This window comes from Methylobacterium organophilum, assembly GCF_022533465.1.
GTDB classification, from domain to species: Bacteria; Pseudomonadota; Alphaproteobacteria; order Rhizobiales; family Beijerinckiaceae; genus Methylobacterium; species Methylobacterium organophilum.
Map to the genome: position 1 here is coordinate 2655007 of NZ_CP092848.1, position 23788 is coordinate 2678794.

The window sequence follows — 23788 nt, forward strand, 5'->3', positions numbered from 1 at the left end:
ATGCAACCTTTGAGGAGTATGGGCCGCCCCTCATGTGTCGAAAGCATGCCGGCTGTCCGGGTCCGGCGGAGGTTCCGTGCGTTGTCCGGCCAAGCGCGCGGTCGCGCAGGGCACGGAGCCGGACCCATGAGCATCGAGAACGTCGCCGATCTCTTCGTCGAGACCCTGCAGCAGGTCGGCGTGCGCCGGATCTACGGCATCGTCGGCGACAGCCTGAACGGCATCACCGAGGCCGTGCGGGCCCGCGGCGTGATCGAGTGGGTCCATGTCCGCCATGAGGAGGTCGCCGCCTTCGCCGCCTCCGGCGAGGCCCAGGTCACCGGGGAGCTCGCCGTCTGCGCCGGCTCCTGCGGCCCGGGCAATCTGCACCTCATCAACGGGCTCTACGACGCGCACCGCTCGCGCACCCCGGTCCTGGCCATCGCCGCCCAGATTCCCTCGGCGGAGATCGGCTCGAACTATTTCCAGGAGACCCATCCGGAAGAGCTCTTCCGCGAGTGCAGCCACTCCTGCGCCCTGGTCTCCGACCCGGCACAGCTGCCCTATGTGCTGGAGACCGCGATCCGCACGGCGGTGGGCCAGCGCGGCGTGGCGGTGATCGTCATCCCCGGCGACGTGGCCCTGCGCCCCGCCCCGAAGCGGGCCGTCGCGGCGCCGCGGAGCCTGCTGCCCAAGGCGCCCGTCACCGTCCCGGCGGAGGACGAGCTCGACCGGCTCGCCGCGCTCCTGAACGGGTCCTCGAAGATCACCCTGTTCTGCGGCCGGGGCTGCGCCGGCGCGCATCCGCTGCTGATGCGGCTCGCCGAGACGCTGAAGAGCCCGATCGTCCATGCCCTCGGGGGCAAGGAGCATGTCGAGCACGACAATCCCTACGATGTCGGCATGACCGGGCTGATCGGGTTCTCCTCGGGCTACGCGGCGATGGAGGCCTGCGAGACCCTGCTGATGCTGGGCACGGATTTCCCCTATCGGCAGTTCTTCCCCGACCACGCCACCATCGCGCAGGTCGATATCCGGCCCGAGAATCTCGGCCGTCGCTGCCGGCTCGACCTCGGCCTCGTCGGCGATGTCGGCACCACCGTCGCGGCGCTCCTGCGCCGGCTGACGCCGAAGCAGGACGACCGCCACCTCAAGGCCTGCCTCGCCCATTATGCCAAGGCCCGCGAGGGGCTGGACGACCTCGCCACCGGCAAAGCCGGCCGCAAGCCGATCCATCCGCAGTACCTGACCAAGGTCCTGAGCGACCTCGCAGGTCCCGATGCAGCCTTCACGACCGATGTGGGCACGCCGACGATCTGGGCCGCCCGCTACCTGACGATGACGCCGGGCCGGCGGCTGATCGGCTCCTTCGCCCACGGCTCTATGGCCAATGCCATGGCCCAGGCCATCGGCATCCAGGCAGCGGATCGCAAGAGGCAGGTGGTCTCGCTCTCGGGCGATGGCGGCTTCGCCATGCTGATGGGCGACATCCTCACGCTCACGCAGCAGAAGCTGCCGGTGAAGGTGGTGATCTACAACAACGGCACCCTCGGCTTCGTCGAGATGGAGATGAAGGCCGCGGGCTATCTCGAGACCGGTGTCGGGCTGCAGAACCCGGACTTCGCCGCCATGGCCCGCGCCATCGGTATCCACGCCATCCGGGTCGAGGATCCGGGCGAGCTTGAGGGTGCCGTCCGCGAGGTGCTGGCCCATGACGGACCGGCCCTGCTGGACGTGGTCACCAACCGCCAGGAGTTGTCGATGCCCCCCAAGGTCGAGGCGGCCCAGCTCAAGGGGTTCAGCCTCTACGTGCTGCGCGCCGTGATGAACGGCCGCGGCGACGCGATCCTCGATCTGGCCAAGAGCAACCTGATCCGTTGAGAGGGCCGGCCCCTCATCCCTCGAAGGTGAGGGGCCTGGGCCAACTCGGCTCCTCGATCGGGAGGCCGTCGGGGCTCCCTCAGAGCCGCATCGCGCCTCGGGCGATCGCCGCGAAGGTCGGCCCGTCGAGCGGCCGATAGGCGCCATCGCGGTCGATGTAGAGCGGATCCGTGATCTTCTCCGGATCAAACCCGTCCTCGGCGAGCGCGCCCTTGCGCTGCTTGAAGGTCTCCGTGTGGGCGAAACCCGGCGCGAGGCGCAGGAAGAGCGGGCGGGCATAGGCCGGGAGCCGGGCGGCCAGGGCCGCGTACAGGTCCGCGAGATCGAAATCCGGGTCGGTGGTGAGGGCTGCCATGCCGGCCTTGCCCTCGGCGCCGGGCACGGCGACGCCGTAGACGATGGCCTCGGTCACCCCCGGGCAGCGGCCGAGCGCCTCGGCCACTTCGGTGGTGGCGACGTTCTCGCCCTTCCAGCGGAAGGTGTCGCCGATCCGGTCGACGAAATAGAAGAAGCCCTGCGCGTCCCGCCGCATCAGATCGCCGGTGCGCATCCAGGCGTCTCCCGGCTGCAGGACGTCGCGCAAAACTTTGCGGTCGGTCTCGGCGGCGCTGGTATAGCCCTCGAAGCTGTGCTCGGCCTTGGCCGAAAGGCGGCCGAGCAGCTCGCCCGTCTCGCCCGGATCGGCCGGCACGCAGCGCCCGGCGGCATCGCGCAGCGGCAGGCCCGTCTCCATGTCGTGGCGCACGATCAGCGCCGGCGAGCGCTGCGCCATGAAGGGCGGCACCCGCCCCACCGCGCCGACCTTGCCTTCGACATTGTAGAGCGAGACCGTGCCCTCGGTCGCCGCGTAGAATTCGAGGATGCGAGGCACCGCGAAGCGTACCTGGAAGCGCTCCCACACCTCGGGCCGCAGGCCGTTGCCGGTGCAGAGGCGCAGACGATGCGCGCGCTCCAGAGGGTCGGGGGGCGCCGCGGCGAGGTAGCGGCAGAGCTCGCCGATATACTGGAACAGGGTCGCGCCGCTCTCGACCACGTCCGGCCAGAACCGGCTCGCCGAGAATTTGTCGCGGAGGATGACCGCGCCGCCCCCGAGCAGCACGCTGCCCGGCGCCACCACCCCGCCGACGCTGTGGTAGAGCGGCAGGCAATCGTACATCCGGTCGTCCGGCTGCGGATCGATCAGCCCCGCGAACCAATGCGTCCACATCATCACGCGATGGTGGCTCACCCGCGCGGCCTTGGGCAGGCCGGTCGTGCCCGAGGTGTAGATTAGGAGCGCCTCGTCGCGGACCGTGACGGACGGGGCCTCCTCCGCAAGCAAAGGCTCCCCGGAGAAGCCCGCGGCCGCCTCCGCGAGGGTGGGGGTCTCGCCCTCGCCCTGCCACCAGACCGGCGGTGGGGCGTCGAGATGCGGCCGCGCGCTCTCCAGGGCCTCGGCGAGCCCGGTCTCGGCGATCAGGATGCACGGGGCCGCCACGGCGAGGCAATGGGCGAGGCTGCGCTCGCGCAGATGGGCGTTGAGCAGTGCCACCCGCAGGCCGACCCGCGTCAGCCCGAGCCAGAGCGCGAGATAGTCCGGCCGGTTGCGCATCAGCAGGGCGACGGTGTCCCCCTGGGCGAGGCCCTGGGCCAGGGCCCAGCGGGCGTAGCGGTTCTGGCGTTCGGACAGGGCGCGGTGACTCAGAATCTCGTCGGTGCCGATCAGGGCCGGCGCCGCGCCGTGCCGCTCCGCCAGCTCGTCGATCACCCGCGGGAAGATGCGCTCCGGCTGCGCGTCGATGCGCGCGGTGCGTTCGAGCGCACCGATCCAGCCCGCGGTCGAGGATGGGCGCTGGGAGGGGGGAGAGGCAGGCGAGGCGGCCATGTCGGTCGAGGGAGGCTCAGGCCGTCGCCGCATTGGCCCGGCGCGCCGCCACGCAGGCAAGCCAGTTGCGGAAGAACTGGGCCGCGGGCGCCTGCCAGGTGGCGGGGAGCGGGGGCGCCTCGGCGAGGCCGGGAAAGGCCGAAAACAGGGTCGGGTCGCGCCGGGCACGCGCCCGCTTCGCGAAGGCTTCGAGGCGGATGGCGGCCTCCGGCGTGAAGTAGTTCTCCGGCTGCTCCGGGCAGGTCTCCCGCGTACCGTCCAGGAAGCGACCGACATCCCGGCGATACTCGCGGGCAAGGCCGTCCCCGTCATATTCAGGGTGGCCCTGGAGAAAGACGAAGAGGCTGCCGGCGTCCCGCACGAACAGGTCGACGCCGATCGTGTCCGAGCGGCGCAGCACGGTGTAGCCCTGGGCGATCAGATCCGCCTCGTCGAGGTCGTTCCAGCGGGAATGGGGCACCGCCACCGTCTCCGGCAGGCCGGCGAGCAGGGGATGCCCGGCCGTCGTCTGGCAGGCATAGACGCCCGAGTACTTGGTCGGGAGCGGCTTGCGGCGGATGCCGTGCAGGTGCAGCACCGCCGCGTGGGCGGCGAGGCAGGAGAACAGGGTCGAGACCGTGTGGCCGGCGGCCCAGTCCACCACCGCGCTCAGGGGCTCGTAGAAGGGCTCCTCCTCCAGCCGGGCGAGCCTCGGCTCGCTTCCAGTGATGACGAGGGCATCGAGGCCGGCGGCCGGAAGCGCCTCGTGCGCGGCGTAATGCGCGTCGCGATGCGCCGCGATCGTGTCGCCCCGGGGCGGGCCGAGGAAGGCGAAGAGCGCAAGGCTCGCCTCCGGACCGATCAGGCGGCGGAACTGCCGCTCGGTCTGCACGAAAGCGGCATCCGGCATGTTGTTCAGGAGCCCGATCCTCAGGGGGCGCGCCGGGATCTCCGCCGCGACGCTCGGCAGAGCCGTGCCGGTGTCATCCTCGCCGGTCGCGGAGGCGGGACGGGGCAGTCCGTGACCCAGCATGGGATATACTCCTGGATGGTTCGCGCGGCTCCGGGGCGCTCTCGCTCGCGTAAGAAACCTCAGGCCGTGCGGCCCCTGGTCTCGGCAGCACGCAGCGCCTGGTCGAGGTCCTCGGTGATGTCGTCGATATGCTCGATGCCGACGCTGAGCCGGATCATCTCGGGGAAGACACCGGCCAGGCGCTGCTCCTCGCGCGTCATCTGGCGGTGGGTTGTCGAGGCCGGGTGGCAGGCGAGCGACTTGGCATCGCCGATATTCACGAGGCGCTTCACCAGGGTGAGCGCGTCGTAGAACGCCTTCCCCGCTTCGAAGCCCCCATGCACGCCGAAGGTCAGCAGCGACGAGCCCTGGCCGTTCAGGTATTTCTGCGCCATGGCGTGATGCGGGCTGTCCGGGAAGCCGGCATAGTTCACCCAGGCGATGCCGGGATGCGCGCGCAGGAATTCGGCCACCTTGCGCGCGTTCTCCACGTGCCGCTCGACGCGCAGAGCCACGGTCTCGATGCCCTGGAGCAGCAGGAATGCGCTCATGGCCGGCAGCACCGCCCCGGTGGTGCGCTGGTAGACGCTGCGCGCCCGCGCCGCGAAGGCGCCCGGGCCGAAATGATCCGTGTAGACGAGGCCGTGATACGAGACGTCCGGCGTCGAGAACATCGGGAAGCGTCGCGCCTGCGCCGCCCAGTCGAACCGGCCGGAATCGACGATGACGCCGCCCAGGGTGGTGCCGTGGCCGCCCATGAACTTGGTGAGCGAGGCGATGACGATGTCGGCGCCGTATCGGATCGGCCGCATCAGGATCGGGGTCGGCACGGTGTTGTCGACGATCAGCGGTACGCCCCGCTCATGCGCGACGGCGGCGAGCGCTTCGATGTCGCAGATGTTGCCGGCGGGGTTGCCGATCGACTCGCAATAGACGGCGCGGGTGTCGTCGTCGATCAGCGCGGCGATCGCCTCCGGGGCATCGCTCTCGGCGAAGCGGCACCGGATGCCCTGGCGCGGAAGCACATGGGCGAGCAGCGTGTGGGTGGTGCCGTAGAGCTGCGGCACGGAGACGATGTTGCCGCCATGGTCCGCGAGCGTCGCAATGGCGTAGTGCAGCGCCGCCTGGCCCGTGGCCACGGCCAATGCCGAGTGGCCGCCTTCCAGCTCCGCGACCCGCCGCTCCAGCACCGCGACCGTGGGGTTGGCGATCCGGCTGTAGCGGAAGCCTTCCTCCTCGAGGTTGAACAGGGCCGCGCCATGGTCGGCGCTGTCGAAGGCGTAGGCCACGCTCTGGTAGATCGGCACCGCCACCGCATGCGTCGTCGGATCGTGCTCGAAGCCGGCATGGACGGCGATGGTTTCGGGACGCATGGGACGATTCGCCTCCGGGCGCAGGGCTCGATGGCCTTCACAGCAAGGCACACACCAGCACCTGCCGTATCAAATGGAGACGACCGGTTTCGGAACGTGGTGAAAGGGCGCGGCGCGGGATTTCCCCTACGGAAACGCCCCGCCCGAGGCGAACGCCCTCGCGCGGCAGACAAGGCTGAGGTCGAAGGCCCCACGCGCGAATGCGGATTTCCATCCCGCGGTGAAACAGATGTCCCGCAGGGGCACAGGTCAATAATGGCGAAAACAGTACAATCGCGCGGTGCGATCGCAGATTTTCTGTGATCGCGTTAATGATGTGCTTCACCGGCACTTGTGCTGGGTGAAGATTCCCGCTCTTTCTCGCGAAGCAGCTTTTCGGATGGTTCCGAGCGCTGCCTTCATCCGCAAAGGAGGGTGGCCTTGGCGACGAAACCGATGATTCCTTCCGTGACCTCCGTGGAACTGAGGTCGGCCCCGATCGAGCCGAGCTGGATCCGCGAGGGGACGCCGATCGCCCGCAACGCGACGCTCTCGCGCAGCGACGACGGCCTCGCCAGCACCCTGGTCTGGGACTGCACGGCGGGCAAGTTCCAGTGGATCTACGAGATCGACGAGACGATCTACTTCCTCGAAGGTTCGGCCACGATCTCCGACGGCCATAATCCGGCCAGGACCTTCGGGCCGGGCGACGTGCTGTTCCTGCCCCGCGGGGCGGTGTGCGACTGGCACGTCGAGACCTACGTCAAGAAGGTCGCCTTCTGCCGCCGCACCACGCCCAAGGTCGTCGGCTTCGCCTTGCGCGCGATCGGCCGGATCGGCCGGATGCTGAGGCGCAAGCCCGCCACTGCCGGCGGCTTCCAGATCGGCGCCACCGAAGCGGCCTGATCGGCGACGTCCGCTGCGCCCGGGCCTCTCGGGCGCGGCAGGAGGCCGAAGCCGTCGCGGCTCGGCCGGGCAAGCGTGAGAGAAATTGCGCCATGACGGCACCGGACCCGGACACCTGGACCTTTTTCGAGGGCGCCTGGCACCCGGGGAACGTGCGGATCATGGGGCCGCGCACGCATGGCGCCTGGCTCGCCTCCACGGTCTTCGACGGGGCCCGTGCCTTCGAGGGGGTGACGCCCGACCTCGACCGGCACCTCGCCCGGGTCAACCGCTCCGCCACGGCCCTGGGGCTCAAGCCCAAGCTGAGCGTCGCGGAATGGGACGCCCTCGTGCGCGAGGGGCTCGCCCGCTTCCCCGACGGGGCCGAGCTCTACATCCGGCCGATGTACTGGGCGGAATCGGGCTTCGCCGGCGGCGTGCGCTTCGATCCCGAGTCCACCAATTGGTGCCTCTGCCTGTATCACGCGCCGATGCCGCTGCCTTCGGGCGTCAAGGCGACGCTCTCCCCCTTCCGCCGCCCCTCGATCGAGGTGGCGCCGGTGGATGCCAAGGCGGGCTGCCTCTACCCCAACGGCGCCCGGGCGCTTACGGAGGCCCTGTCGCGAGGCTTCGGCAACTGCCTGATGCGCGACGGGCTCGGCAACATCGCCGAGTTCGCCAACGCCAACGCCTTCTTCGCCAAGGACGGGGTGGTCTACACGCCGGTTCCCAACGGTACCTTCCTCGCCGGCATCACCCGGGCGCGGGTGATCGACCTCCTGCGCTGCGACGGCGTCACGGTGGTGGAGAAGACGCTCGCCTACGCGGATTTCCTCCAGGCCGACGAGGTCTTCACCGCCGGCAACTTCGCCAAGGTCGCCCCGGTCATCGGCCTCGACGAGATCCGCTTCGAGCCGGGCCCGCTCTTCCGCCGCGCCCGCCAGCTCTACTGGGACTTCGCGCATCACAGGCTCGGGTGAGGAGGGCGCGGTGGCCGCTCAGGTGAGCGGCACCGCCGTCACGAAGTGAGCCACCGGCTCGTCCTCGATCCACCATACGGTGCGCGCCCGCGGGGAGCGCCCGTCCTGGGTGCGGATCGGCCCTTCGAAGATCAGCTTCGGGAGCTTGCCCGGCATCTCCACGCGTCGGGACGGGACATCCTCGACGAAATGCCGGCCAGTGCGTCGATCAATTCGATGGGACGGCCCGGTTCGAAACCGAAGGGCCGATTCAGGCTCGTCCTTGCGCAGCAGGTATGAGACTTCGACGACATCTCCGAGAGGGGAGCGGGGATCGGCTTACAAGCGGCGCGCCGAGCCACCCGCTTCCGGATCGTCTCACCGTACCGCCAGCGCCTTCTCCCGGATCGCGGTGAGCGTCATGCCCGGTGCGATCGCGTCGGTGGACATCTTGAGGTGGATGATCGCGGGCTGATCGGAGGCGCGGGCGGCTTCGAGGGCGGCCGGGAAATCCTCCGTGCGCTCGACCGTGACGCCGAAGCCGCCGAAGGCCCGGGCATAGGCGGCGAAATCCGGGTTCACGAGGTCGGTCGCGCAGACGCGGCCCGGGAAATCCCGCTCCTGGTGCATGCGGATCGTGCCGTAGCTCGCATTGTCCGCGACGATGCAGAGAATGTTGAGCCCGTATTGCACGGCGGTCGCGAATTCCTGGCCGTTCATCAGGAAGTCGCCGTCGCCGTTGAGGGAGACCACCACCCGCTCCGGGTGGAGGCGCTTCATCCCCACCGCCGCGGGCACGCCGTAGCCCATGGAGCCGGAGGTCGGCGCCAGATGGGTGGCGAACCGGCGGAAGCGGTAGAAGCGGTGGATCCAGGCCGCGTAGTTGCCGGCGCCGTTGCAGAGGATCGCGTCCTCGGGCAGCGCCGCGCGCAGATGGACCATCACCGCGCCGAGATTGACCGGGCCCGGCTGCGGCGTCGCCGTCTCGCTCCAGGCGAGGTATTCCGCATGGGCCGCCCGGGCCTGATCGGACCAGGGCTTCGCGGGGGGCGGCGCGAGCTGCGCCAGGGCGGCGGCCATGCGGGTCGGTGTGGCCACGATTCCGAGATGGGGCACGTAGACCCGTCCGAGCTCCTCCGGCCCCGGATGGATATGGACGAGCCGGGTCCGCGGCCCCGGGATTTCGAGCAGGCTGTAGGTTTGGCTCGCGACCTCGCCGAGGCGGCCGCCGAGGACGATCAGCAGGTCGGCGGCCTTCGCCCGGGCAACGAGCTTCGGATTGGCGGCGAGCCCCAGATCGCCCGCGTAGTTCGGGTGCAGCGGATCGAAGAGCGGCAGCCGGCGATAGCTCGTGGCGACCGGCAGGTCGAAGCGCTCCGCGAAGCTGCGGATCTCCGCATAGGCCTGCGTGCTCCAGCGGCTGCCGCCGAGCAGCAGGAACGGGCTCTCCGCCTCCGCGAGAAGGGCGGCGAGCCGCTCCATCTCCTCAGCCCCCGGAGCGGCCTCGACCGGAACGAAGGCGGGCGCCAGCGGTCCCGGCGCGGCCTCCTTCAGCATGTCCTTGGGCAGCGCCACCACCACCGGGCCGGGCCGTCCGCCGGTGGCGGCGTGGAAGGCGCGGGAGACATATTCCGGCACCCGGGCGCCCTGGTCGATCTCGGTCGCCCATTTGGCGATCGGCCTGAAGGCGGCGCGGTAATCGACCTCCTGCCAGGCCTCGCGGTCGCGCAGGGACCGCTCGACCTGCCCGACGAACAGGATCATCGGCGTCGAATCCTGCTGGGCGATGTGGATGCCCGCCGAGGCATTGGTTGCCCCCGGCCCCCGGGTGACGAAGCAGATGCCCGGCCGGCCCGTGGCCTTGCCATGGGCCTCCGCCATCATCGCCGCGCCGCCCTCCTGGCGGCAGACCGTGACATTGATGCCGGAATCGTAGAGCGCGTCGAGCACCGGCAGGAAGCTCTCGCCGGGCACGGTGAAGACGTGGGTCACGCCGTTGACCACGAGCTGGTCGACGAGCGCCTGGGCGGCGCTGCGGGGTTGGGATCCGTCTGTGTCGTGCATGGAGGAGATCCGGTGGGTCGTGGGCGCCGTCCTTGGGAGCCTGCGCGGCGTGTCGGCCGCGAAACTCCGGCATGGGATGCGCTGCCCGTGCCATCCCGCGCCGCAGAGGCTAGGGCCTCTGCTCGTGACGATTTGCAGAGGGACGCTTCAGGTCCCGATCAGCGCCGCTTCCGTATAGGCGAGGTCGCCCAGCCGGGGCGCCTCCGTGCCGCGAAAATATTTCGGCATCCGGCCGGGCAGGAAGCGGCTGGGCAGGCCCGGCACCGGGCCGTTCGCGTCGAGCACGAGCAGGAACAGGCCGTGGCGGGCGAGCGCACGGCCGATCGCCGGCGACAGGAGCCTCCAGTCGGTCTCTGCCGCGCAATAGATCACCTGCGCGATCGGGAGACGGCCTCGGACCATCCGCCGCGCCACCACGAAGGGATAGGCCTTTCCGCCAGCGAGGCACCAGAAGGCGACGCAGCCGAGCCGCCTGTGATGCTCCATGAGCGCGACCTCGGCCGGGTCGAGGTCGAACGCGCCGTCGGGCGTCTCCCAGAGGACCTCGGCGCCGCCGAACCGCGGCAGCGCCAGGAGCGGGGCGGCCAGCGCGACGCCCTCGTTGTAGCAGACGAAGCCCTGTGCCCTGATGATCGGCGCGGTGTAGCGCTCCGCCGAGATGTTGAGATAGATCACCGAGCGATCGCGCAACGCGGCGCTCACGAGGGTCATGCTGTAGCGGCGATAGCCTTCGGCCACGTACCAGCTCGAGACGCTGCAGCGCCGGCCGCCGGCCGCGTAGACCGTCAGCAGGCTTCCGACCAGCCTGTCCCCTTCGGCGAGCACGAAGCCCATTCCGGGCAGGGCTTCCGCCTTTGTCCAGGCGTGGATCCGTTCGAGAGACGCGCGCCAGGATGCCGCGTCGCGGACCGGGAAGCCCTGTGCCAGCAGGAGCGCCAGGGAATCGAGATCCTGCGCCTCGATCTTCCGGCAGCGTACGGAGCGCCGTGGCGCCGGATCCGTCGGGGACGGCTTGATGGCATCGGAAAGACCTTCAGCTTGCGTCGTCATGCGTCGCCCTCGTCCGTCCCCGGTCGGCACAACCGTCTCGTTACAGGGACGGATCCCGTGTCGGATCCACACAGTTCGTGCCCTTGAAGGGGGTCTCGAACTTGCTCTTTAGGGGCCGATAAGCGGGCCAATATCGGTTCGGCACGGGGCCCGGGATCCGGTCCTCCGGCAGAACCCCGAGGAACGGGGCGGCGCGAGGAGAGAAAGGCAATGCGGGGCGTCTCGGCATGATCGCGAGTCTGACCGCGTCCGTGCTCGGCCGCCTGTCCGCCAAAGCCTCGGCGGCAGCGGGAGGGCGTGGCGGCTTCGGAAGCCGCTTCGCCGTGATCCTGTCGGGCGAGCTGATCCAGAGCCTGTTCCATTTCGTCCTGAATATCGTGCTCGTGCGGACTCTCAGCCAGCACGATTACGGGCTGTTCGCCATCGTGTTCACCAGCGGCGCGGTGGGCATCGCCTATATCCGCGCCCTCGTCGCGGTGCCGGCGACCCTGTTCCTCTCGCGCAGCCTCGGCCGTCCGGCCGAGCGCGGCTACGACGTGGTGTTCGGCTCGGGCGCCCTCGTCGTGGCCCTCGGCATGGGCCTCCTCGCCGTGGCGGCGCTCGTGCCCGTCATCGGCTCCGGTGCCCTCGCGGCCGGCGCCTTCATCGCCCTCTACGCCTTCCGCAGCTACCTGCGCATCGTGCTGCTCGCCCGGAAGGCCTCTCGGATCGCGGGTTTGAGCGATGCGGTCTATGCCGGCCTCGGCCTGGTCTTCGCGCTGGCGAGCCTGCACGGGAGCGACGTCGTTCTCCTCGACCATGCCTTCCTGTCGCTCGCCCTCGCCCATGCCGCGGGCATCGGCGTGTCCTATCTGGCGCTGCGCCGGCCCCTGCGCTTCACCCTGCGACGCTCGCTCTGGCGGCGCTATCTCGCCCTGTGGCGCACCCTTCTGTGGTCGCTCACCGGCGTCACCAGCATCACCGTGCAGGGGCAGGGGCTGACCCTCGCCTTCGCCGCGATCGTCGGGCCGGCGAGCTACGCGCCGATCGCCGCGACCCTGGTGCTGTTCGCGCCCCTGCGCATCCCCACCAACGCGCTCACCAACATGGTGCTCGCCGAGATCACGGCGCTGCTCGCTCAGGGCAGGACGCGCCCCGCCTACTGGATCGTGGTGCGCTCCACCGTGGTGATCGCCGTCGCCTGCCTCGTCTACGGGGCCGCGATGTGGGGGCTTCTGCCCCTGATCGAGCATTCCCTGTTCAAGGGCCGCTTCAGCCACGAGCCCATGAACTGGATCGGCTTCGGCGTGTGGAGCGTGGTGACGATCTCGCTTCTCTACGCCATCCCCCGCGCGTATCTGGAGGCCTCCGCGGCCTTCCGGACCATCGCCTGGGGGGCCATCGCCGCCGCGATCCTCGGTTTCGCGATCATGATCCCGATCCTGCTCACGCGGCCCGCGCCCTTCGCCTTGACGGGCCTGGCGGCGTCCGAACTCGCGACCTTCCTCTGGTCGGCCCGCCATTTCCGGCGCCTCGCCCGCCGCGCCGACCGGCGCGTGCTGGAATCGGTGGCGGCCCTGGCGGAGGCCGAGGCGCCGCATCGCGACGCGGCCCGGCGCCCGGTGCCGGCGGAGGCGCGGTGATGGCCGAGGCGACGACGGGGCGAAGCCCCCTTTCACCGGACGGCTTCGAGGGGACGCGAGCGGAGGACGATGGGATGAACGTTCCGATCAGAGAGATCGCCAATCCGCTCGCGAGCGCGGCGCTGATGAAGATGGCGATGCGCCGCCTGGCCGGAGGCGTCGTGGTCGTCACGGCGGGAACGGGCGAGGAGCGCGTCGGCATGACGGCCACCTCCGCCGTCTCCCTCTCCGTCGACCCGCCGACCATGCTCGTCTGCGTCAACCGCGCCTCGTCGACCTGGCCGGTCATCGCCCGGCGCCGGCATTTCTGCGTGAGCGTCCTCGGCGCCGAGCACCAGGACGTGGCCGAGCGCTTCGCCGGGATCGGCGCCTTGCGCGGTCCCGCCCGCTACGAGGGCGCGGACTGGGTCGCGATGCGCTCGGGCGCCTTCGGCCTCGCCGGCGCGCAGGCGCTGATCGATTGTGAGCTCGACGAGGTGATCGAGCGCCACAGCCACGCGATCCTGCTCGGCGCCGTGCGCGAGGTGCGCCTCGCCCGCGAGGAGGCCGACTCGCTCGTCTACCGCCTCGGCCAGTTCGGAAGCGTGCCGCTGCCTTAGGACGGGCGGCACGCGTCGGCTGAAGAGGGTGAGCGGGCCTCGCTCACTCTCCCTGGCCGTCCGATGTCATTGACTGGATAAGCGTTTGTAGAACGCGGATTTCTCGGCGAACACGTCGACGCTCATCTTCGCATCATGGTGGATGTGGGGGCCGCCCATCGAGCCGCCGATTGCCACCATGTTCGCTTGCGGAAACCCGAGGCGCCCAGCCGTGATGAGCGCTTCGTGGACGGGATTGCGAAAGTGTAGCCTGTCGGGCGCGTTTCGAAAGAATCGGGCCTGTCGATCGGGATAGCGGCCGAGTGTCCCGAGCTCATCGCACAGATTGTAACGTGGCAGTGCGTAGGCGTCCGCATCACCGGACGTCGTCAGCTCTGCGAGACGCCGTGCATCGGTCGGCGTGATGAACTCGTCCGCATCGAGCATGAGGATCCACGCACAGGACGAGGGGACCGCTGCAATCGCGGCATTCCGCGCCTGAGCGAAATCGATGAAGGTGATGTGCTCGATATTGTAGGGCACCTTCATATCGCCGAGCGCGGCACGGGCTTGGTCGAGGGTGCCATCGGTCGAGCCTGTATCGACCAGCGTGACGTGGCTTACCAACCCGGCGCAGGAGCGCAGCATCTTCGCAATGCGCCGCTCCTCGTTCTTCACGATGGCCGCCAGGGCGATCGTTGGGCCGCCGAAGGTTTCCGTTGCCGGCTCCGGTGCCGACGGATAGTCGACGCAGAATGGCCAGACTGCCTTGGTGATCAGCAGGTGCCCTTCGATGTGGAGGGCATCGCCCCATACGAGCGCTCTGGCGCCGTCGAGTGCGTCGCGTAGGGCCGCATCGAAGGGAGGCAGGCAGATCATCGCGCCGACTTCCGGCAGGCTCAGATAGGCGGTTCGCGCCTCTTCCGGCTTCACTGCGCCGAGCACGGCGAGTCCCGGTGTGATCTCGGCTCCGGCGAGGATGTGGAGCAGCATGCGATCCGGAACGGGAACCCGAACCACACCGCTCGGTGACTCCCCGGTTGTCGCGTTGCTCACGACGATGGTCGGGCTCTGCGCGCAGGATGCAAGGAAGCACGCGTATTGTTCCGCCGTCTCGCCACCGAGTGCCAGGACGAGACTTGGAACGGACCTTTCGACCAAGCCTCGCAGGGCCCGCGCGATGTCCCGGGATGCCGGGGCGGATCCCGATGCCTTCTCAGGGACGACACCGAAATGCTTTTCGATGAGCCGGTGTGCGGTTTCGAAGCTCTGCGATGCGGCGGTCTTGGCCATCCGTTCGCGGTCGCGCATGATGCGATATTCTTCGGATTCCAGCAGGCCGTCGCGAAGATGTCGAAGATTGATGCCATGCTCCTGCCACCACCTGATCTGCTCAGGCCCATCGGGGTCGCGGAGAAGGATCGTATTGAATGCGCCGATGATCTGTTCGGGCGACAGCATTTGGCTCCGTCTCCTAATTTCTCAGGAAGAAAGCCGAAACGTGCAGCTTCTCGCTCAATCTGTATCCTTGCTGTCCTAGGAACGCGACGATCGGGTGATCGGCAGCCCGCATGAGATCGAGGTTCTCGGCTTCGACGATGACGAGGCGCGGGCGATAGCGATTCCAGTCATTTCCCTGAAGAACTTTGAGGTCGACACCTTCCACATCGACGGATAGCAGATCGATCGTGCGGCCGGAGGGCATGTGCTCATCAAGCAGCTCACGTAGCGGTCGCGTCGTGATCTGTTCACTTGAGACGATGTCCCATCGGGAGGCGTAGAAAGCCTTCTTTTCCGCGGAGATGGTGTTGACGGCGGTATCATTGAAACGGTTGAAAACGACGCTTTCGGATTTGTCGGAAACGAAAGCAGGGATATTTATATCCTCGGGGCGCTCAATTTCGAAAAGCTTTATGAGGTTCGGGGCGCCCTCAATATTGATGCCGCGCCAGCCTTTTTTGTATAACAGATAGGTATTTGACAGCCTCTTCGGATGGTGCGCGCCCACGTCGACATAAAAACCAGGATCTGTTTTTCCGTGAAATAGAATATCTATTAAAAGATCTTCGCCAAACTGAGAGTAAGATATATAGGCGTGAGGATTGAGTGCGAGTTCTATGATATGCTTTGCTCGGTCAAATTCCTCACCGACATGCATCGCAAATGCCTCGCGTGGTCTGGCTGCATTCGATCTTTAGCGAAGCCGGACTTAGCCTGAGGCCGCTCGTGAAGTCCACTCCAAACACTCATTTTGGGTTGAGTGTTTGCGCAATTCGCATCTCAGGGTGGAGGTGGTGCGGTGTGTTGCCGAGACGGCTGCGTGCCGGGCTTCGAGCCTTGAGACCGAATTCTCTCAAGCCGTGCTGCCCGCATCCACCGTCAGCACGGTGCCGGTCACGTTCCGGGCCTTGTCGGACATCAGGTAGGCGACGGCATGGGCCACGTCCTCCGGGGCCGGCAGGCGGCGCAGGGCGCTGCGCTTGGCGACGCGGTCGCGCTCGGCTTCGTCCATGCCCTCCGTCATCGCCGTCTCGATGAAGCCCGGGGCGACGGCGTTCACGGTGACGCCGAGGCGGCCGACCTCGCGGGAGAGGGAGCGGGTGAAGCCGATCATCGAGGCCTTGGTCGCGGCATAGACCGACAGGGCGTTGTAGCCGGTGAAGGCGATGATCGAGCTGACATTGACGATGCGGCCGGCGCCCGCCGCCATCATCCCCCGCGCCACGTATTTCGTGAGCAGCATCGGGGCGAGGGTGTTGAGCGTGACCAGCTCGGCGATCTCCCGGTCGGGCATGGTCGCGAGCAGCCCGGGCGTGCCGATGGCGGCGTTGTTGACGAGGCCGTAGATCGGCCCGTGCTCTGCCCGAATGCGGCGCACCAGCGGCTGCAGCGCCTCGGTCTGGCCGAGGTCGCAGGCCGTGAAATGCATCGCCCCGCCTTCCGCCTGCGCCGCCGCCGCCTCGAAGGCGTCAGAGGCGCGGCGGGCCACGGCGACGGCGCGGAAGCCGTCCGCGGCCAGCGCCGAGGCGATGGCGAGGCCGATGCCCCGGCTCGCCCCGGTGACGATGACGGTGCGGCGCTCGCTCATCAGGGTCTCCGCAGCAGCTTGCCGCCGGAGGAGAGCGGCAGGTCGGGCACGAACCGCACGCTCACCGGCACCTTGTGCTTGGCGAGGTGGGGCCGGCAATGGGCGATGATGGCGCTCTTCAGCGCGGCCGGATCCGTCGCCGCGGCCGAGGGCTCGCGCAGGACCACCTCCGCCTCGACCACGGCGCCGAGGATCGGGTTCGGCCGTGCCCGCACCCGGGACATCGAGACCTGCGGATGGCCGTTGATGACGGTCTCGACCTCTTCCGGCTGGACCTTGGCACCGCCGACATTGATCACGCCGCTGCGCCGGCCGAGGAAATAGTAGCGCTCGCCCCGTCTCTCCACGAGGTCGCCGGTATCGACGAAGGCCTCCGCGTCGGTGAGGGGAGCGGCCTCGGCGCCGAGATAGCGGCGGCCGGTGCGCTTCGAGCGCACATGCAGGCTGTCCTCGCGCACCACGATCTCGATGCCGGCCCGCTCGCCGATCAGGCTCGCGGGGAAGCCCTCGCGCCCGTCCTCGACGGTGAAGCCGACGCCGCCCTCCGTCGAGGCATAGGCATGGGCGATCCGCGCTTCGGGGAAGGCGGCGCGGAGCAGGTCGAGGATCGCCTGGTCGGCGATCTCCCCCGACAGGCGCACGTAGCGCGGCGCGAGCCGGGGCAGGGCGGCGCTCATCAAGGCGAGGCGCCAATGCGAGGGCGTGCCCAGGATGTGGGTGATGCCCGCCTCCGCCGCCCGCAGGATGAAGTCGCGCACCGGCTCCTCCGCATCGGAGAGGACGAGCGGGGCGGGGCCGAGGATCGCCCGCAGGAAGATCTGCAGGCCGCCATAGCGGCGAATGTCGTAGAAGGTGGTCCAGACCGTGCCGGGATCGGGCACGGCCGCGGTGTTGATGCCGCCGGCGAGCCCTTCGAGCGTGTGGGCGACGAGCTTGGGCGCGCCGGTCGTGCCCGATGTGGTCAGCACCCATTCCGTGGGCTGCGGCGTCTCCGCCTCCGGGGCGAGGGCGGCCTCCGCCGCGTCGAGGCGGGGCAGGGCACCGAGCGCCTCCGGGTGGGCGTAGTCCGCGTCGGTGACGCAGAGGTCGATCTCGGCATCGGCGAGGAGCCGGGCGATCTGGTCTCCCGGCAGGCCGGGGGGCACCAGCACCATCCGCCGCACCAGCCCGTCGAGGGCGAGCATCGCCAGCGCCGAAGCCATCTGGCCGCCGGTCGCCAGCAGCACCGAGCGTCCGGCGAGCGTCGCGCCGAGATCGGCCCGGCGGGGCGCATCCAGGATCGCGCGCAGGGGGCGCCGCCCGTGCCGGTCCTCCAGGAACAGGCCGTCGAGGCTCGCCACGCGCCGCAGGCCGTCGCGGAGTAACATGGCGTCAGGCCGCCGCGGCGGCGCGGTCGTAGAGCGCGACGAGATCGCCGACCGTGACCGGCAGGTCCGCCACCTCGACCTCGCTGAACGGATCGATGCCGATCCGGTCCTCCATCCGGGCGACGAGGAGGGCGAAGCAGAGCGAATCGAAGTCGGTATCGAGCAGCACGAGATCGTCGGTGATCGGCGGCATCGTCTTGTCGTTGTCGCGGGTGATCGCCTCGATCTCGGCGACGATGGTCGAACGCAGGCTCATGATGGTCTCCGTTGGCTCGGGCGATCGCCGAGGTCGGGCTGCGCCGCGGATGCGCCGCGCAGCAGAGGGCCGAACCCGCTTCCGATCTCGGCCAGGATGGCTTGCGATTTCGGCACCAGGCGGCCGAGACCGTAGAAGAAATGGATCATGCCCGCATGGCAGGCATAGGTCGTGGGGATTCCCGCCCGGGTCAGGCGCTCCGCATAGGCCGCGCCGTCGTCGCGGACGATGTCGAATTCCGCCGTGTGGATCTGGGCCGGGGGCAGGCCGGAGAGGTCCGGCTCCAGCAGCGGCGAGACCCGCGGATCCTCCGCGCGTCCGGCGACGCCGCAGGCCGCCATGTCCGCCCGCACGGTGCGCCCGTCGAGGAAGTAGCCCTCCTCGAAGTCGCGGTGGGAGGATGTGGCGCAGCGCAGGTCGAGCACCGGGCAGATCAGGAGCTGCGCGGCGATGGCCGCAGCGGTGCCCCGCAGCTCCTGGGCGACCCGGGCGGCGAGGCCGGCCCCGGCGGAATCGCCGCCGATGGCGAGGCGCGCCGGGTCGATGCCGAAGGCGCCGGCCGTGCCGGCGACATGGGTGAAGGCGGCGATCGCGTCCTCGAGCCCCGCGGGGAAGGGGTGCTCGGGGGCGAGCCGATAGGCCACGGAGACGATCCGGCAGCCGGCGGCGGCCGCGAGGCCCCGGCAGATCCCGTCATGGGTGTCGAGGTCCCCCGCCACCAGCCCGCCCCCATGGAAGAAGACGAGGCCGGGGCCCGTCGCCCCCGCTTCGGCGGGGACATAGAGCCGCGCCGCGCAGGGCCCCGCGGGCAGGGGCAGCGCCCGGGCGGAGGCCTCGACCGGCGGAAGCGCCCCGGCCGCGAGCCGGGCCAGCACGCGCAGGCTCTCCCGGCGGCCGGCGACGTCGCCGGCTCCGGTCTCGCTCTTCGCCATGACGCCCATGGCCATCATGTCGAGGAAGCGCCTGACGTGCGGGTCGAGGGGCATCACGCGTCCACGCGCCGACCGGGCCGGGTCAGAGGGACAGGGTGGCGCGGACGGAGGCCGGCCAGGCCGCGATCTCGGCCCCGTGGGTCGCGAACAGGGCCACGGCGAGGCGGTCCATGCCGAAGGCGACGCAGCCGGTATGGGCCGGCTCGCCATCGGCGTGGCGCAGGTCCCAGGTCGTGCCGAAATGCTCGCGGTGATAGTTGAAGCTCATGCAGGCGGTGCCCGCCGCCTCGCCCCGCAGGGGCACCAGCAGCTCGAATTTCAGGGCCGCCTCGAGCTGGCTGAAGGCCTTGATCTGGCCGAGCCGGCCGAAGAACGGGTCGCTCGCCTGCTCGACCGTGTAGGGAAGCCCGAGCTGGTCGGCGAGCGCCGTCGCCTTGACGATCCAGCGCTCGCGGAACGCGGCCACCTGCTCCGGCGTGCCGATGGTGACGTATTCGCGCATCCGGAAGGATTGCAGCCGGTCGAGATGCCGGGAGGGCTCCCGGCGGAAGCAGTCGCAGGCCACGTCGAAGCGGTAGCCGGCTTCCGGCACCGGCCCGCGGGCGGCGGCGATCGGATAGACCGGGTAGCAGGCGGCCGGGGTGAGCACGAGGTCGGCGGTGGTCAGCCCGCTCGTCCAGTCGCCGCCGGTAGCGTGGCGGTCGGCGATGGCCAGGATCTCCTGCTCCGTGCCGTCGAGGCAGGAGACGCAGCCGAGCAGGTTCGGGAAGCTCTTGAGATAGCCGTGCCGTTCCAGATGCGCCCGGCTCATCACGGGGGGGAAGCGGAACACCTCCGTCTCCGCCTCGCGCTTGGCCGAGATCAGCGCGGCCAGCGCCTCCACCACGGCTTCGTAGGCGCCGGTGCGCGCATAGACGCCCTGGACCTCCATCGGCCGGAACATCGCGTCGAACAGCGCGTCGAGGGGATCCTGTTTCGGGGGCGCCGCCGGGGCGCCCGTGACGGACATGTTCACGGTCGTCGATCCTCGCGGGAAGGGCTCAATCGTTCAGGGAGTCCGCGACGGGGGCCATCAAAGTGGCGGTCGCGAGATTGGCCAGGATGCGGTCGTTGTGGATCATGAGCGGCGCGGAGAGGAGGTCGCGCAGGTGGCGGCCGATGCTGAACGGGCCGTCCTCCCGGTAGCCGGCGAGCCCGTTGGTGCGCAGGGCGCTCATCGCGGTCGCGACGGCGAGCTCCGAGACCTCGACCTTGAGCATCGTGATCGCCGTCTGGAAATCCAAGGCCGAGAGGGCGGCAGGGTCCCCGGTCGCGGCGTCGAAGCGGTCGAGGGCCTGGCCGATCAGGGCACGGGCCTGCTTCAGGCTCGAGACGGCGCGGGCATAGTGCAGGGCGCCCGGCGGCGCGGCGCCGCCGGCCCCGCGCATGGCCGTGCGCGTGAAGGCCTGGGCCTTGTCCAGCGTGCAGGCGGCGATGCCGCTCCAGACGCTCGACCACAGGATATGGGAGACCGGCGTCATGGTCTGGCCGTGGATGTCGGCGTAGCGGGCGGCGAGCACCTGTTCGGGGCGTCCCCGGGCGAGCAGGCGGAAGCCGCTGCTGCAGGTGCCGCGCATGCCCAGGGTCTGCCAGCCGCTCAGGTGCTCCAGGCTGTAATCCGCCTTCAGGAAGACGCAGAGCACCTGGTCGGAGGGGGCGGAATCCGGCGTCCGGCGGGCCACGGTGACGACCCCGTCGGCCTCGGCGCCGTAGGAGATCACCGTCGCGGCCCGGTCGAGGCGGATGCCGTTGCCTTCCGGCTCGATCGCGGCGGTCGAGACCCGGACATTGCCGCCGTTGTTGCCCTCGGTGGTCGAGGAGGCCATCAGCCACTGCTCGCTGGCGATGCGGCGCATTACGCTCTCGCGCCAGGGTTCGCCGCGCCCGTGGCGCACGAGGCAGGCGACCTTGGTCTGATGCATCGCGAAGATCATCGCCGCCGAGGCACAGGCGCGGCCCAGCGCGTAGCAGACATCGGCGAGCGCGCGGATCGAGCTTCCCTCGCCGCCGAGGTCCGGGGGAATCGCCGCGCCGAGCAGGCGCTGGGCCCGCATTGCCTCGACCGCCTCCGCGGGGAAGCGGCCGTCCCGGTCCACGGCAGCGGCATGGCGTGCCGCGATCGCCGCCACCGCGTCCGCCCGGCTCCGCAGGTCGGCCGCTGCAGCCTCCCGCCCCGGCGATGTCGCTCTCTGCTGCATCGTCATGGTCGCGCTCGAAATTTTTGCGATCCTGTTCCGCCGGAGCTGTTTCGCTCGGGGGTTGAACAGTTGGAGAATGACACGAAACCTATATCGGCCCGAAGGGGGCCACGGTAGAATTTCAGGGTGGCGCAAATACGTAGGAAAAACTGCGTAAAATTAACCGTGAATCGATTGGGGTTAAAGAATTCGTTGACCATCCCGGGGGCGTGTCCCACCTTGGTCGCCACTACCCTAGTCTATCACGCCGACGTTGACCCGACGCGCTTTGCCGGATCGTTTCCCATGAGCACGGACATCGCTTCCGCCGACGTGACGGACCGCACCATGGGTCTCGCCCGGGAGATTCTGGCGCAGCAGGCGCGCGACCGGGATTTCCGGCCGGAGGAGGCGCTCGTGGATGTCGGCCTGTCCTCCCTCGATCTCGTCAACCTGATGGTGGCGATCGAGGCGGCGTTCGACATCATGATTCCCCCGGCCTACCTCAAGCCGGCCAACTTCTACTCGATCGAGACCATCGCCCGGATGATCGAGGCCGTGAAGGCGAACTGAGCGGGTGCCGGCCCGCCCTCAGATCGTGACGCAGATCTTCCCGAAATGCGCGGCGCTCTCCTCGTAGCGGAAGGCGTCGGCGAGCTCTGAGAGCGGGAAGGTCCGGTCGATCACCGGGTGCAAACCGGTGGCGTCGATGGCGCGGATCATGTCCTGCTGCTCCCGCCGGCTGCCCACCACGAGACCGTGCAGACGCTGCTGGCGCAGCATCAGAGCGGCCGTCGGCACCTGCCCCTCCCAGCCCGTCAGGATCCCGATCAGGGCGATGTGGCCGCCGATCCGGCAGGCGGCGATCGATTGGGCCAGCGTAGCCGGGCCGCCCACCTCGATCACGTGGTCGACGCCGCGACCTTCCGTGAGTTCGATGACCTTGGCGCCCCATTCGGGCTCCCGGCGGTAGTTGATCCCGTGATCGGCCCCCAGCGCACGGGCGCGTTCCAGCTTCGCGTCCGAGGAGGAGGTGGCGATGACGGTCGCGCCCATGGCCTTGGCGAATTGCAGCGCGAAGATCGAGACGCCGCCGGTGCCGAGCACCAGCACGGAATCGCCCGCCTTGAGCCCGCCCTGCGGAACGAGGGCGCGCCAGGCGGTGAGCCCGGCGGTGGTCAGGGTCGCGGCTTCCGCGTGCTCGTAGCCGCGGGGCGCCCGCGTGAACCAGGTCGCCGGCACGCAGACGACCTCGCGGGCATAGCCGTCGATCCCGTCGCCGGGCGTCTTCGAGAAATCGGCGATGGGCGGCGCGCCGTCGCCCCAATGCGGGAAGAAGCACGACACGACGCGGTCGCCCGCGGAGAACTCCTCGACGCCCTCGCCGGCCGCCTCCACGATCCCGGCGCCGTCCGACAGGGGGATGCGCCCCTCCGCGGCGGGGATCGCGCCGGTGGCCACGGCGTAATCGTGGAAGTTCAGCGAGCTCGCATGGAGCCGGACGCGGATCGCGCCGGGCCCCGGCTGGCCGGGATCCGCCCGCTCGACGGCCACGAGATTGTCGAGCCCGGCGGGCTGGCGCAGCGTCACGGCTTTCATCGAGGACCTCGGCCTGGAGAGGAGGCGCCGGCCGGACAGGGCGGTCGCCGCGGGACTGCCGGGAAGGATTGGGCGCCGCGCCGGATCGTCCAGTCCGGCGGCGTTTCCGCGCGTCGATCGCGCCGTGGGCTTGCAGGGGATGGCTTGCATTCGCGAAAAGCCGTGGCACCGGGCGCCAAGCCGTATAGAACGCGTGCCAATCCCGTCCCCGACCTGTCTTCGAAAATCTGCCCGATGATCAATTCTCCCCTCATGACCGTGATGGTCGACGCCGTGCGCAAGGCCGCCCGCGGCCTCAAGCGCGATTTCGGCGAGGTCGAGAACCTGCAGGTCTCGCGCAAGGGCCCCGGCAACTTCGTCTCGGCCGCCGACCGCAAGGCCGAGGAGGTGCTGCGCGAGGCCCTGATGAAGGCCCGTCCCGGCTACGGCCTCGTGATGGAGGAGTCCGGCACGATCGAGGGCAGCGACAAGAGCCACACCTGGCATGTCGACCCGCTCGACGGCACCACCAACTTCCTGCACGGCATCCCGCATTTCGCGATCTCGGTCGGGCTCGAGCGCGAGGGCCAGATCGTGGCCGGCGTGGTCTACGATCCGATCAAGGACGAGCTGTTCATGGCCGAGCGCGGCAAGGGCGCCTACCTGAACAACCGCCGCCTGCGCGTCTCCGGCCGCACGGATCTGGCCGACGCCCTCGTCGCCTACGGCTCGCCCTATCTCGGCCGCGGCAGCCATCCGCGCCTCCTGCGCGAGGTCGCCGCCGTGATGGCGGTGACCGGCGGAGCGCGCCGCTTCGGTTCGGCCGCCCTCGACCTCGCCTACGTCGCCTGCGGCCGCAACGACCTCTATTGGGAGCGCGACCTGCAGACCTGGGACATCGCCGCGGGTGTGATCCTGGTGCGCGAGGCCGGCGGCTTCGTCAGCAACGCCGATGGCGGCGCCGAGCCGATGGTCGCCCGCTCCGTCGCCTGCGGCAACGAGGTGTTGCACCGGGAGCTGGTGGCGATCCTGAAGAAGGCGAACGCCGCGGCCTGAGGAGTGGGTGTGCCAAGCCGAGCCACGAATGGGTGATCGCTCCGCCCCGCAGGCGTGGCGGCGGCGCATC

22 protein-coding genes are annotated in these 23788 nt (G+C 69.6%); 7 read left to right on the forward strand and 15 right to left on the reverse strand.

Going from position 1 to position 23788, the window contains the following annotated elements:
• Nucleotides 1-126 precede the first annotated feature (126 nt).
• The gene (gene poxB / locus MMB17_RS12300; RefSeq protein ID WP_241098949.1) at nucleotides 127-1860 is read left to right on the forward strand and encodes a ubiquinone-dependent pyruvate dehydrogenase; all 1734 of its coding nucleotides are present in this window, start codon (nucleotides 127-129) and stop codon (nucleotides 1858-1860) included.
• Nucleotides 1861-1939: 79 nt separating this feature from the next.
• Here poxB and MMB17_RS12305 read toward each other — a convergent pair whose 3' ends face one another.
• From MMB17_RS12305 to MMB17_RS12315, 3 genes are read right to left on the reverse strand one after another with little or no spacing between them, the layout of a single operon-like run.
• On the reverse strand, nucleotides 1940-3724 hold the full coding sequence (locus MMB17_RS12305) for a long-chain-acyl-CoA synthetase (protein WP_241098950.1): 1785 nt from the start codon (nucleotides 3722-3724) through the stop codon (nucleotides 1940-1942).
• Between the two features lie 16 nt (nucleotides 3725-3740).
• Nucleotides 3741-4736, reverse strand: coding sequence for a homoserine O-succinyltransferase MetA (gene metA, locus MMB17_RS12310; RefSeq protein ID WP_241098951.1), 996 nt, complete (start codon nucleotides 4734-4736; stop codon nucleotides 3741-3743).
• A gap of 59 nt (nucleotides 4737-4795) precedes the next feature.
• A complete protein-coding gene (locus MMB17_RS12315; protein WP_238311531.1) occupies nucleotides 4796-6088 on the reverse strand; it encodes an O-acetylhomoserine aminocarboxypropyltransferase/cysteine synthase family protein in 1293 nt (430 codons plus the stop codon).
• 435 nt (nucleotides 6089-6523) lie between these two features.
• Here MMB17_RS12315 and MMB17_RS12320 point away from each other — a divergent pair, with 435 nt between their 5' ends.
• Both MMB17_RS12320 and MMB17_RS12325 read left to right on the forward strand, forming a co-directional pair.
• On the forward strand, nucleotides 6524-6973 hold the full coding sequence (locus MMB17_RS12320) for a cupin domain-containing protein (protein ID WP_241098952.1): 450 nt from the start codon (nucleotides 6524-6526) through the stop codon (nucleotides 6971-6973).
• Between the two features lie 92 nt (nucleotides 6974-7065).
• The gene (locus MMB17_RS12325) at nucleotides 7066-7932 is read left to right on the forward strand and encodes a branched-chain amino acid aminotransferase (protein WP_241098953.1); all 867 of its coding nucleotides are present in this window, start codon (nucleotides 7066-7068) and stop codon (nucleotides 7930-7932) included.
• A gap of 18 nt (nucleotides 7933-7950) precedes the next feature.
• Here MMB17_RS12325 and MMB17_RS12330 read toward each other — a convergent pair whose 3' ends face one another.
• The 3 genes from MMB17_RS12330 to MMB17_RS12340 form a co-directional block, all read right to left on the reverse strand.
• Complete coding sequence (locus MMB17_RS12330) at nucleotides 7951-8088, reverse strand: hypothetical protein (RefSeq protein ID WP_241098954.1); 138 nt, start codon at nucleotides 8086-8088, stop codon at nucleotides 7951-7953.
• A gap of 201 nt (nucleotides 8089-8289) precedes the next feature.
• The gene (locus MMB17_RS12335; RefSeq protein WP_241098955.1) at nucleotides 8290-9975 is read right to left on the reverse strand and encodes a thiamine pyrophosphate-binding protein; all 1686 of its coding nucleotides are present in this window, start codon (nucleotides 9973-9975) and stop codon (nucleotides 8290-8292) included.
• A gap of 147 nt (nucleotides 9976-10122) precedes the next feature.
• The gene (locus MMB17_RS12340) at nucleotides 10123-11025 is read right to left on the reverse strand and encodes a hypothetical protein (RefSeq protein ID WP_241098956.1); all 903 of its coding nucleotides are present in this window, start codon (nucleotides 11023-11025) and stop codon (nucleotides 10123-10125) included.
• A gap of 227 nt (nucleotides 11026-11252) precedes the next feature.
• Here MMB17_RS12340 and MMB17_RS12345 point away from each other — a divergent pair, with 227 nt between their 5' ends.
• Both MMB17_RS12345 and MMB17_RS12350 read left to right on the forward strand, forming a co-directional pair.
• On the forward strand, nucleotides 11253-12647 hold the full coding sequence (locus tag MMB17_RS12345; protein ID WP_241098957.1) for an MATE family efflux transporter: 1395 nt from the start codon (nucleotides 11253-11255) through the stop codon (nucleotides 12645-12647).
• 74 nt (nucleotides 12648-12721) lie between these two features.
• Nucleotides 12722-13246, forward strand: a complete 525-nt coding sequence (locus tag MMB17_RS12350) for a flavin reductase family protein (RefSeq protein ID WP_241098958.1) — start codon at nucleotides 12722-12724, stop codon at nucleotides 13244-13246.
• A 66-nt stretch (nucleotides 13247-13312) separates the two neighbouring features.
• Here MMB17_RS12350 and MMB17_RS12355 read toward each other — a convergent pair whose 3' ends face one another.
• The 8 genes from MMB17_RS12355 to MMB17_RS12390 form a co-directional block, all read right to left on the reverse strand.
• Nucleotides 13313-14686, reverse strand: a complete 1374-nt coding sequence (locus tag MMB17_RS12355) for a glycosyltransferase (protein ID WP_241098959.1) — start codon at nucleotides 14684-14686, stop codon at nucleotides 13313-13315.
• Nucleotides 14687-14699: 13 nt separating this feature from the next.
• The gene (locus MMB17_RS12360) at nucleotides 14700-15383 is read right to left on the reverse strand and encodes an FkbM family methyltransferase (RefSeq protein WP_241098960.1); all 684 of its coding nucleotides are present in this window, start codon (nucleotides 15381-15383) and stop codon (nucleotides 14700-14702) included.
• Nucleotides 15384-15578: 195 nt separating this feature from the next.
• Complete coding sequence (locus tag MMB17_RS12365) at nucleotides 15579-16313, reverse strand: SDR family NAD(P)-dependent oxidoreductase (protein ID WP_241098961.1); 735 nt, start codon at nucleotides 16311-16313, stop codon at nucleotides 15579-15581.
• Nucleotides 16313-17680: a class I adenylate-forming enzyme family protein gene (locus MMB17_RS12370; protein WP_241098962.1), complete on the reverse strand. Its 1368-nt coding sequence runs from the start codon at nucleotides 17678-17680 to the stop codon at nucleotides 16313-16315. Before MMB17_RS12370 ends, MMB17_RS12365 begins: the two co-directional genes overlap by 1 nt.
• Before the next feature lie 4 nt (nucleotides 17681-17684).
• Nucleotides 17685-17936, reverse strand: coding sequence for an acyl carrier protein (locus tag MMB17_RS12375; RefSeq protein WP_238311520.1), 252 nt, complete (start codon nucleotides 17934-17936; stop codon nucleotides 17685-17687).
• Nucleotides 17933-18922, reverse strand: a complete 990-nt coding sequence (locus tag MMB17_RS12380) for an alpha/beta hydrolase (RefSeq protein WP_241098963.1) — start codon at nucleotides 18920-18922, stop codon at nucleotides 17933-17935. Before MMB17_RS12380 ends, MMB17_RS12375 begins: the two co-directional genes overlap by 4 nt.
• 28 nt (nucleotides 18923-18950) lie before the next feature.
• Entirely contained in the window at nucleotides 18951-19883 is a 933-nt protein-coding gene (locus MMB17_RS12385) for an amino acid--[acyl-carrier-protein] ligase (protein ID WP_420847259.1), read from the reverse strand.
• A 25-nt stretch (nucleotides 19884-19908) separates the two neighbouring features.
• The gene (locus MMB17_RS12390; protein WP_420847260.1) at nucleotides 19909-21111 is read right to left on the reverse strand and encodes an acyl-CoA dehydrogenase family protein; all 1203 of its coding nucleotides are present in this window, start codon (nucleotides 21109-21111) and stop codon (nucleotides 19909-19911) included.
• 279 nt (nucleotides 21112-21390) lie between these two features.
• Here MMB17_RS12390 and MMB17_RS12395 point away from each other — a divergent pair, with 279 nt between their 5' ends.
• Complete coding sequence (locus tag MMB17_RS12395) at nucleotides 21391-21657, forward strand: phosphopantetheine-binding protein (protein ID WP_241098964.1); 267 nt, start codon at nucleotides 21391-21393, stop codon at nucleotides 21655-21657.
• Between the two features lie 18 nt (nucleotides 21658-21675).
• On the opposite strand, the gene MMB17_RS12400 is transcribed toward MMB17_RS12395, so the two are convergent.
• A complete protein-coding gene (locus MMB17_RS12400; protein WP_241098965.1) occupies nucleotides 21676-22683 on the reverse strand; it encodes a zinc-dependent alcohol dehydrogenase family protein in 1008 nt (335 codons plus the stop codon).
• A gap of 234 nt (nucleotides 22684-22917) precedes the next feature.
• Here MMB17_RS12400 and MMB17_RS12405 point away from each other — a divergent pair, with 234 nt between their 5' ends.
• Complete coding sequence (locus MMB17_RS12405; RefSeq protein ID WP_238311515.1) at nucleotides 22918-23718, forward strand: inositol monophosphatase family protein; 801 nt, start codon at nucleotides 22918-22920, stop codon at nucleotides 23716-23718.
• Nucleotides 23719-23788: the final 70 nt, after the last annotated feature.

Bases quoted from the DNA above. Each gene is read 5' to 3' on its own strand.
- MMB17_RS12335 (WP_241098955.1), bottom strand. From the start codon at position 9,975: ATGCACGACACAGACGGATCCCAACCCCGCAGCGCCGCCCAGGCGCTC.
- MMB17_RS12305 (WP_241098950.1), bottom strand. From the start codon at position 3,724: ATGGCCGCCTCGCCTGCCTCTCCCCCCTCCCAGCGCCCATCCTCGACC.
- poxB (WP_241098949.1), top strand. From the start codon at position 127: ATGAGCATCGAGAACGTCGCCGATCTCTTCGTCGAGACCCTGCAGCAG.
- MMB17_RS12350 (WP_241098958.1), top strand. From the start codon at position 12,722: ATGAACGTTCCGATCAGAGAGATCGCCAATCCGCTCGCGAGCGCGGCG.
- MMB17_RS12355 (WP_241098959.1), bottom strand. From the start codon at position 14,686: ATGCTGTCGCCCGAACAGATCATCGGCGCATTCAATACGATCCTTCTC.
- MMB17_RS12325 (WP_241098953.1), top strand. From the start codon at position 7,066: ATGACGGCACCGGACCCGGACACCTGGACCTTTTTCGAGGGCGCCTGG.
- MMB17_RS12380 (WP_241098963.1), bottom strand. From the start codon at position 18,922: ATGCCCCTCGACCCGCACGTCAGGCGCTTCCTCGACATGATGGCCATG.
- MMB17_RS12330 (WP_241098954.1), bottom strand. From the start codon at position 8,088: ATGCCGGGCAAGCTCCCGAAGCTGATCTTCGAAGGGCCGATCCGCACC.
- MMB17_RS12315 (WP_238311531.1), bottom strand. From the start codon at position 6,088: ATGCGTCCCGAAACCATCGCCGTCCATGCCGGCTTCGAGCACGATCCG.
- MMB17_RS12365 (WP_241098961.1), bottom strand. From the start codon at position 16,313: ATGAGCGAGCGCCGCACCGTCATCGTCACCGGGGCGAGCCGGGGCATC.
- MMB17_RS12345 (WP_241098957.1), top strand. From the start codon at position 11,253: ATGATCGCGAGTCTGACCGCGTCCGTGCTCGGCCGCCTGTCCGCCAAA.
- MMB17_RS12360 (WP_241098960.1), bottom strand. From the start codon at position 15,383: ATGCATGTCGGTGAGGAATTTGACCGAGCAAAGCATATCATAGAACTC.
- MMB17_RS12390 (WP_420847260.1), bottom strand. From the start codon at position 21,111: ATGACGATGCAGCAGAGAGCGACATCGCCGGGGCGGGAGGCTGCAGCG.
- MMB17_RS12340 (WP_241098956.1), bottom strand. From the start codon at position 11,025: ATGACGACGCAAGCTGAAGGTCTTTCCGATGCCATCAAGCCGTCCCCG.
- MMB17_RS12405 (WP_238311515.1), top strand. From the start codon at position 22,918: ATGATCAATTCTCCCCTCATGACCGTGATGGTCGACGCCGTGCGCAAG.
- metA (WP_241098951.1), bottom strand. From the start codon at position 4,736: ATGCTGGGTCACGGACTGCCCCGTCCCGCCTCCGCGACCGGCGAGGAT.
- MMB17_RS12370 (WP_241098962.1), bottom strand. From the start codon at position 17,680: ATGTTACTCCGCGACGGCCTGCGGCGCGTGGCGAGCCTCGACGGCCTG.
- MMB17_RS12400 (WP_241098965.1), bottom strand. From the start codon at position 22,683: ATGAAAGCCGTGACGCTGCGCCAGCCCGCCGGGCTCGACAATCTCGTG.
- MMB17_RS12395 (WP_241098964.1), top strand. From the start codon at position 21,391: ATGAGCACGGACATCGCTTCCGCCGACGTGACGGACCGCACCATGGGT.
- MMB17_RS12375 (WP_238311520.1), bottom strand. From the start codon at position 17,936: ATGAGCCTGCGTTCGACCATCGTCGCCGAGATCGAGGCGATCACCCGC.
- MMB17_RS12320 (WP_241098952.1), top strand. From the start codon at position 6,524: ATGATTCCTTCCGTGACCTCCGTGGAACTGAGGTCGGCCCCGATCGAG.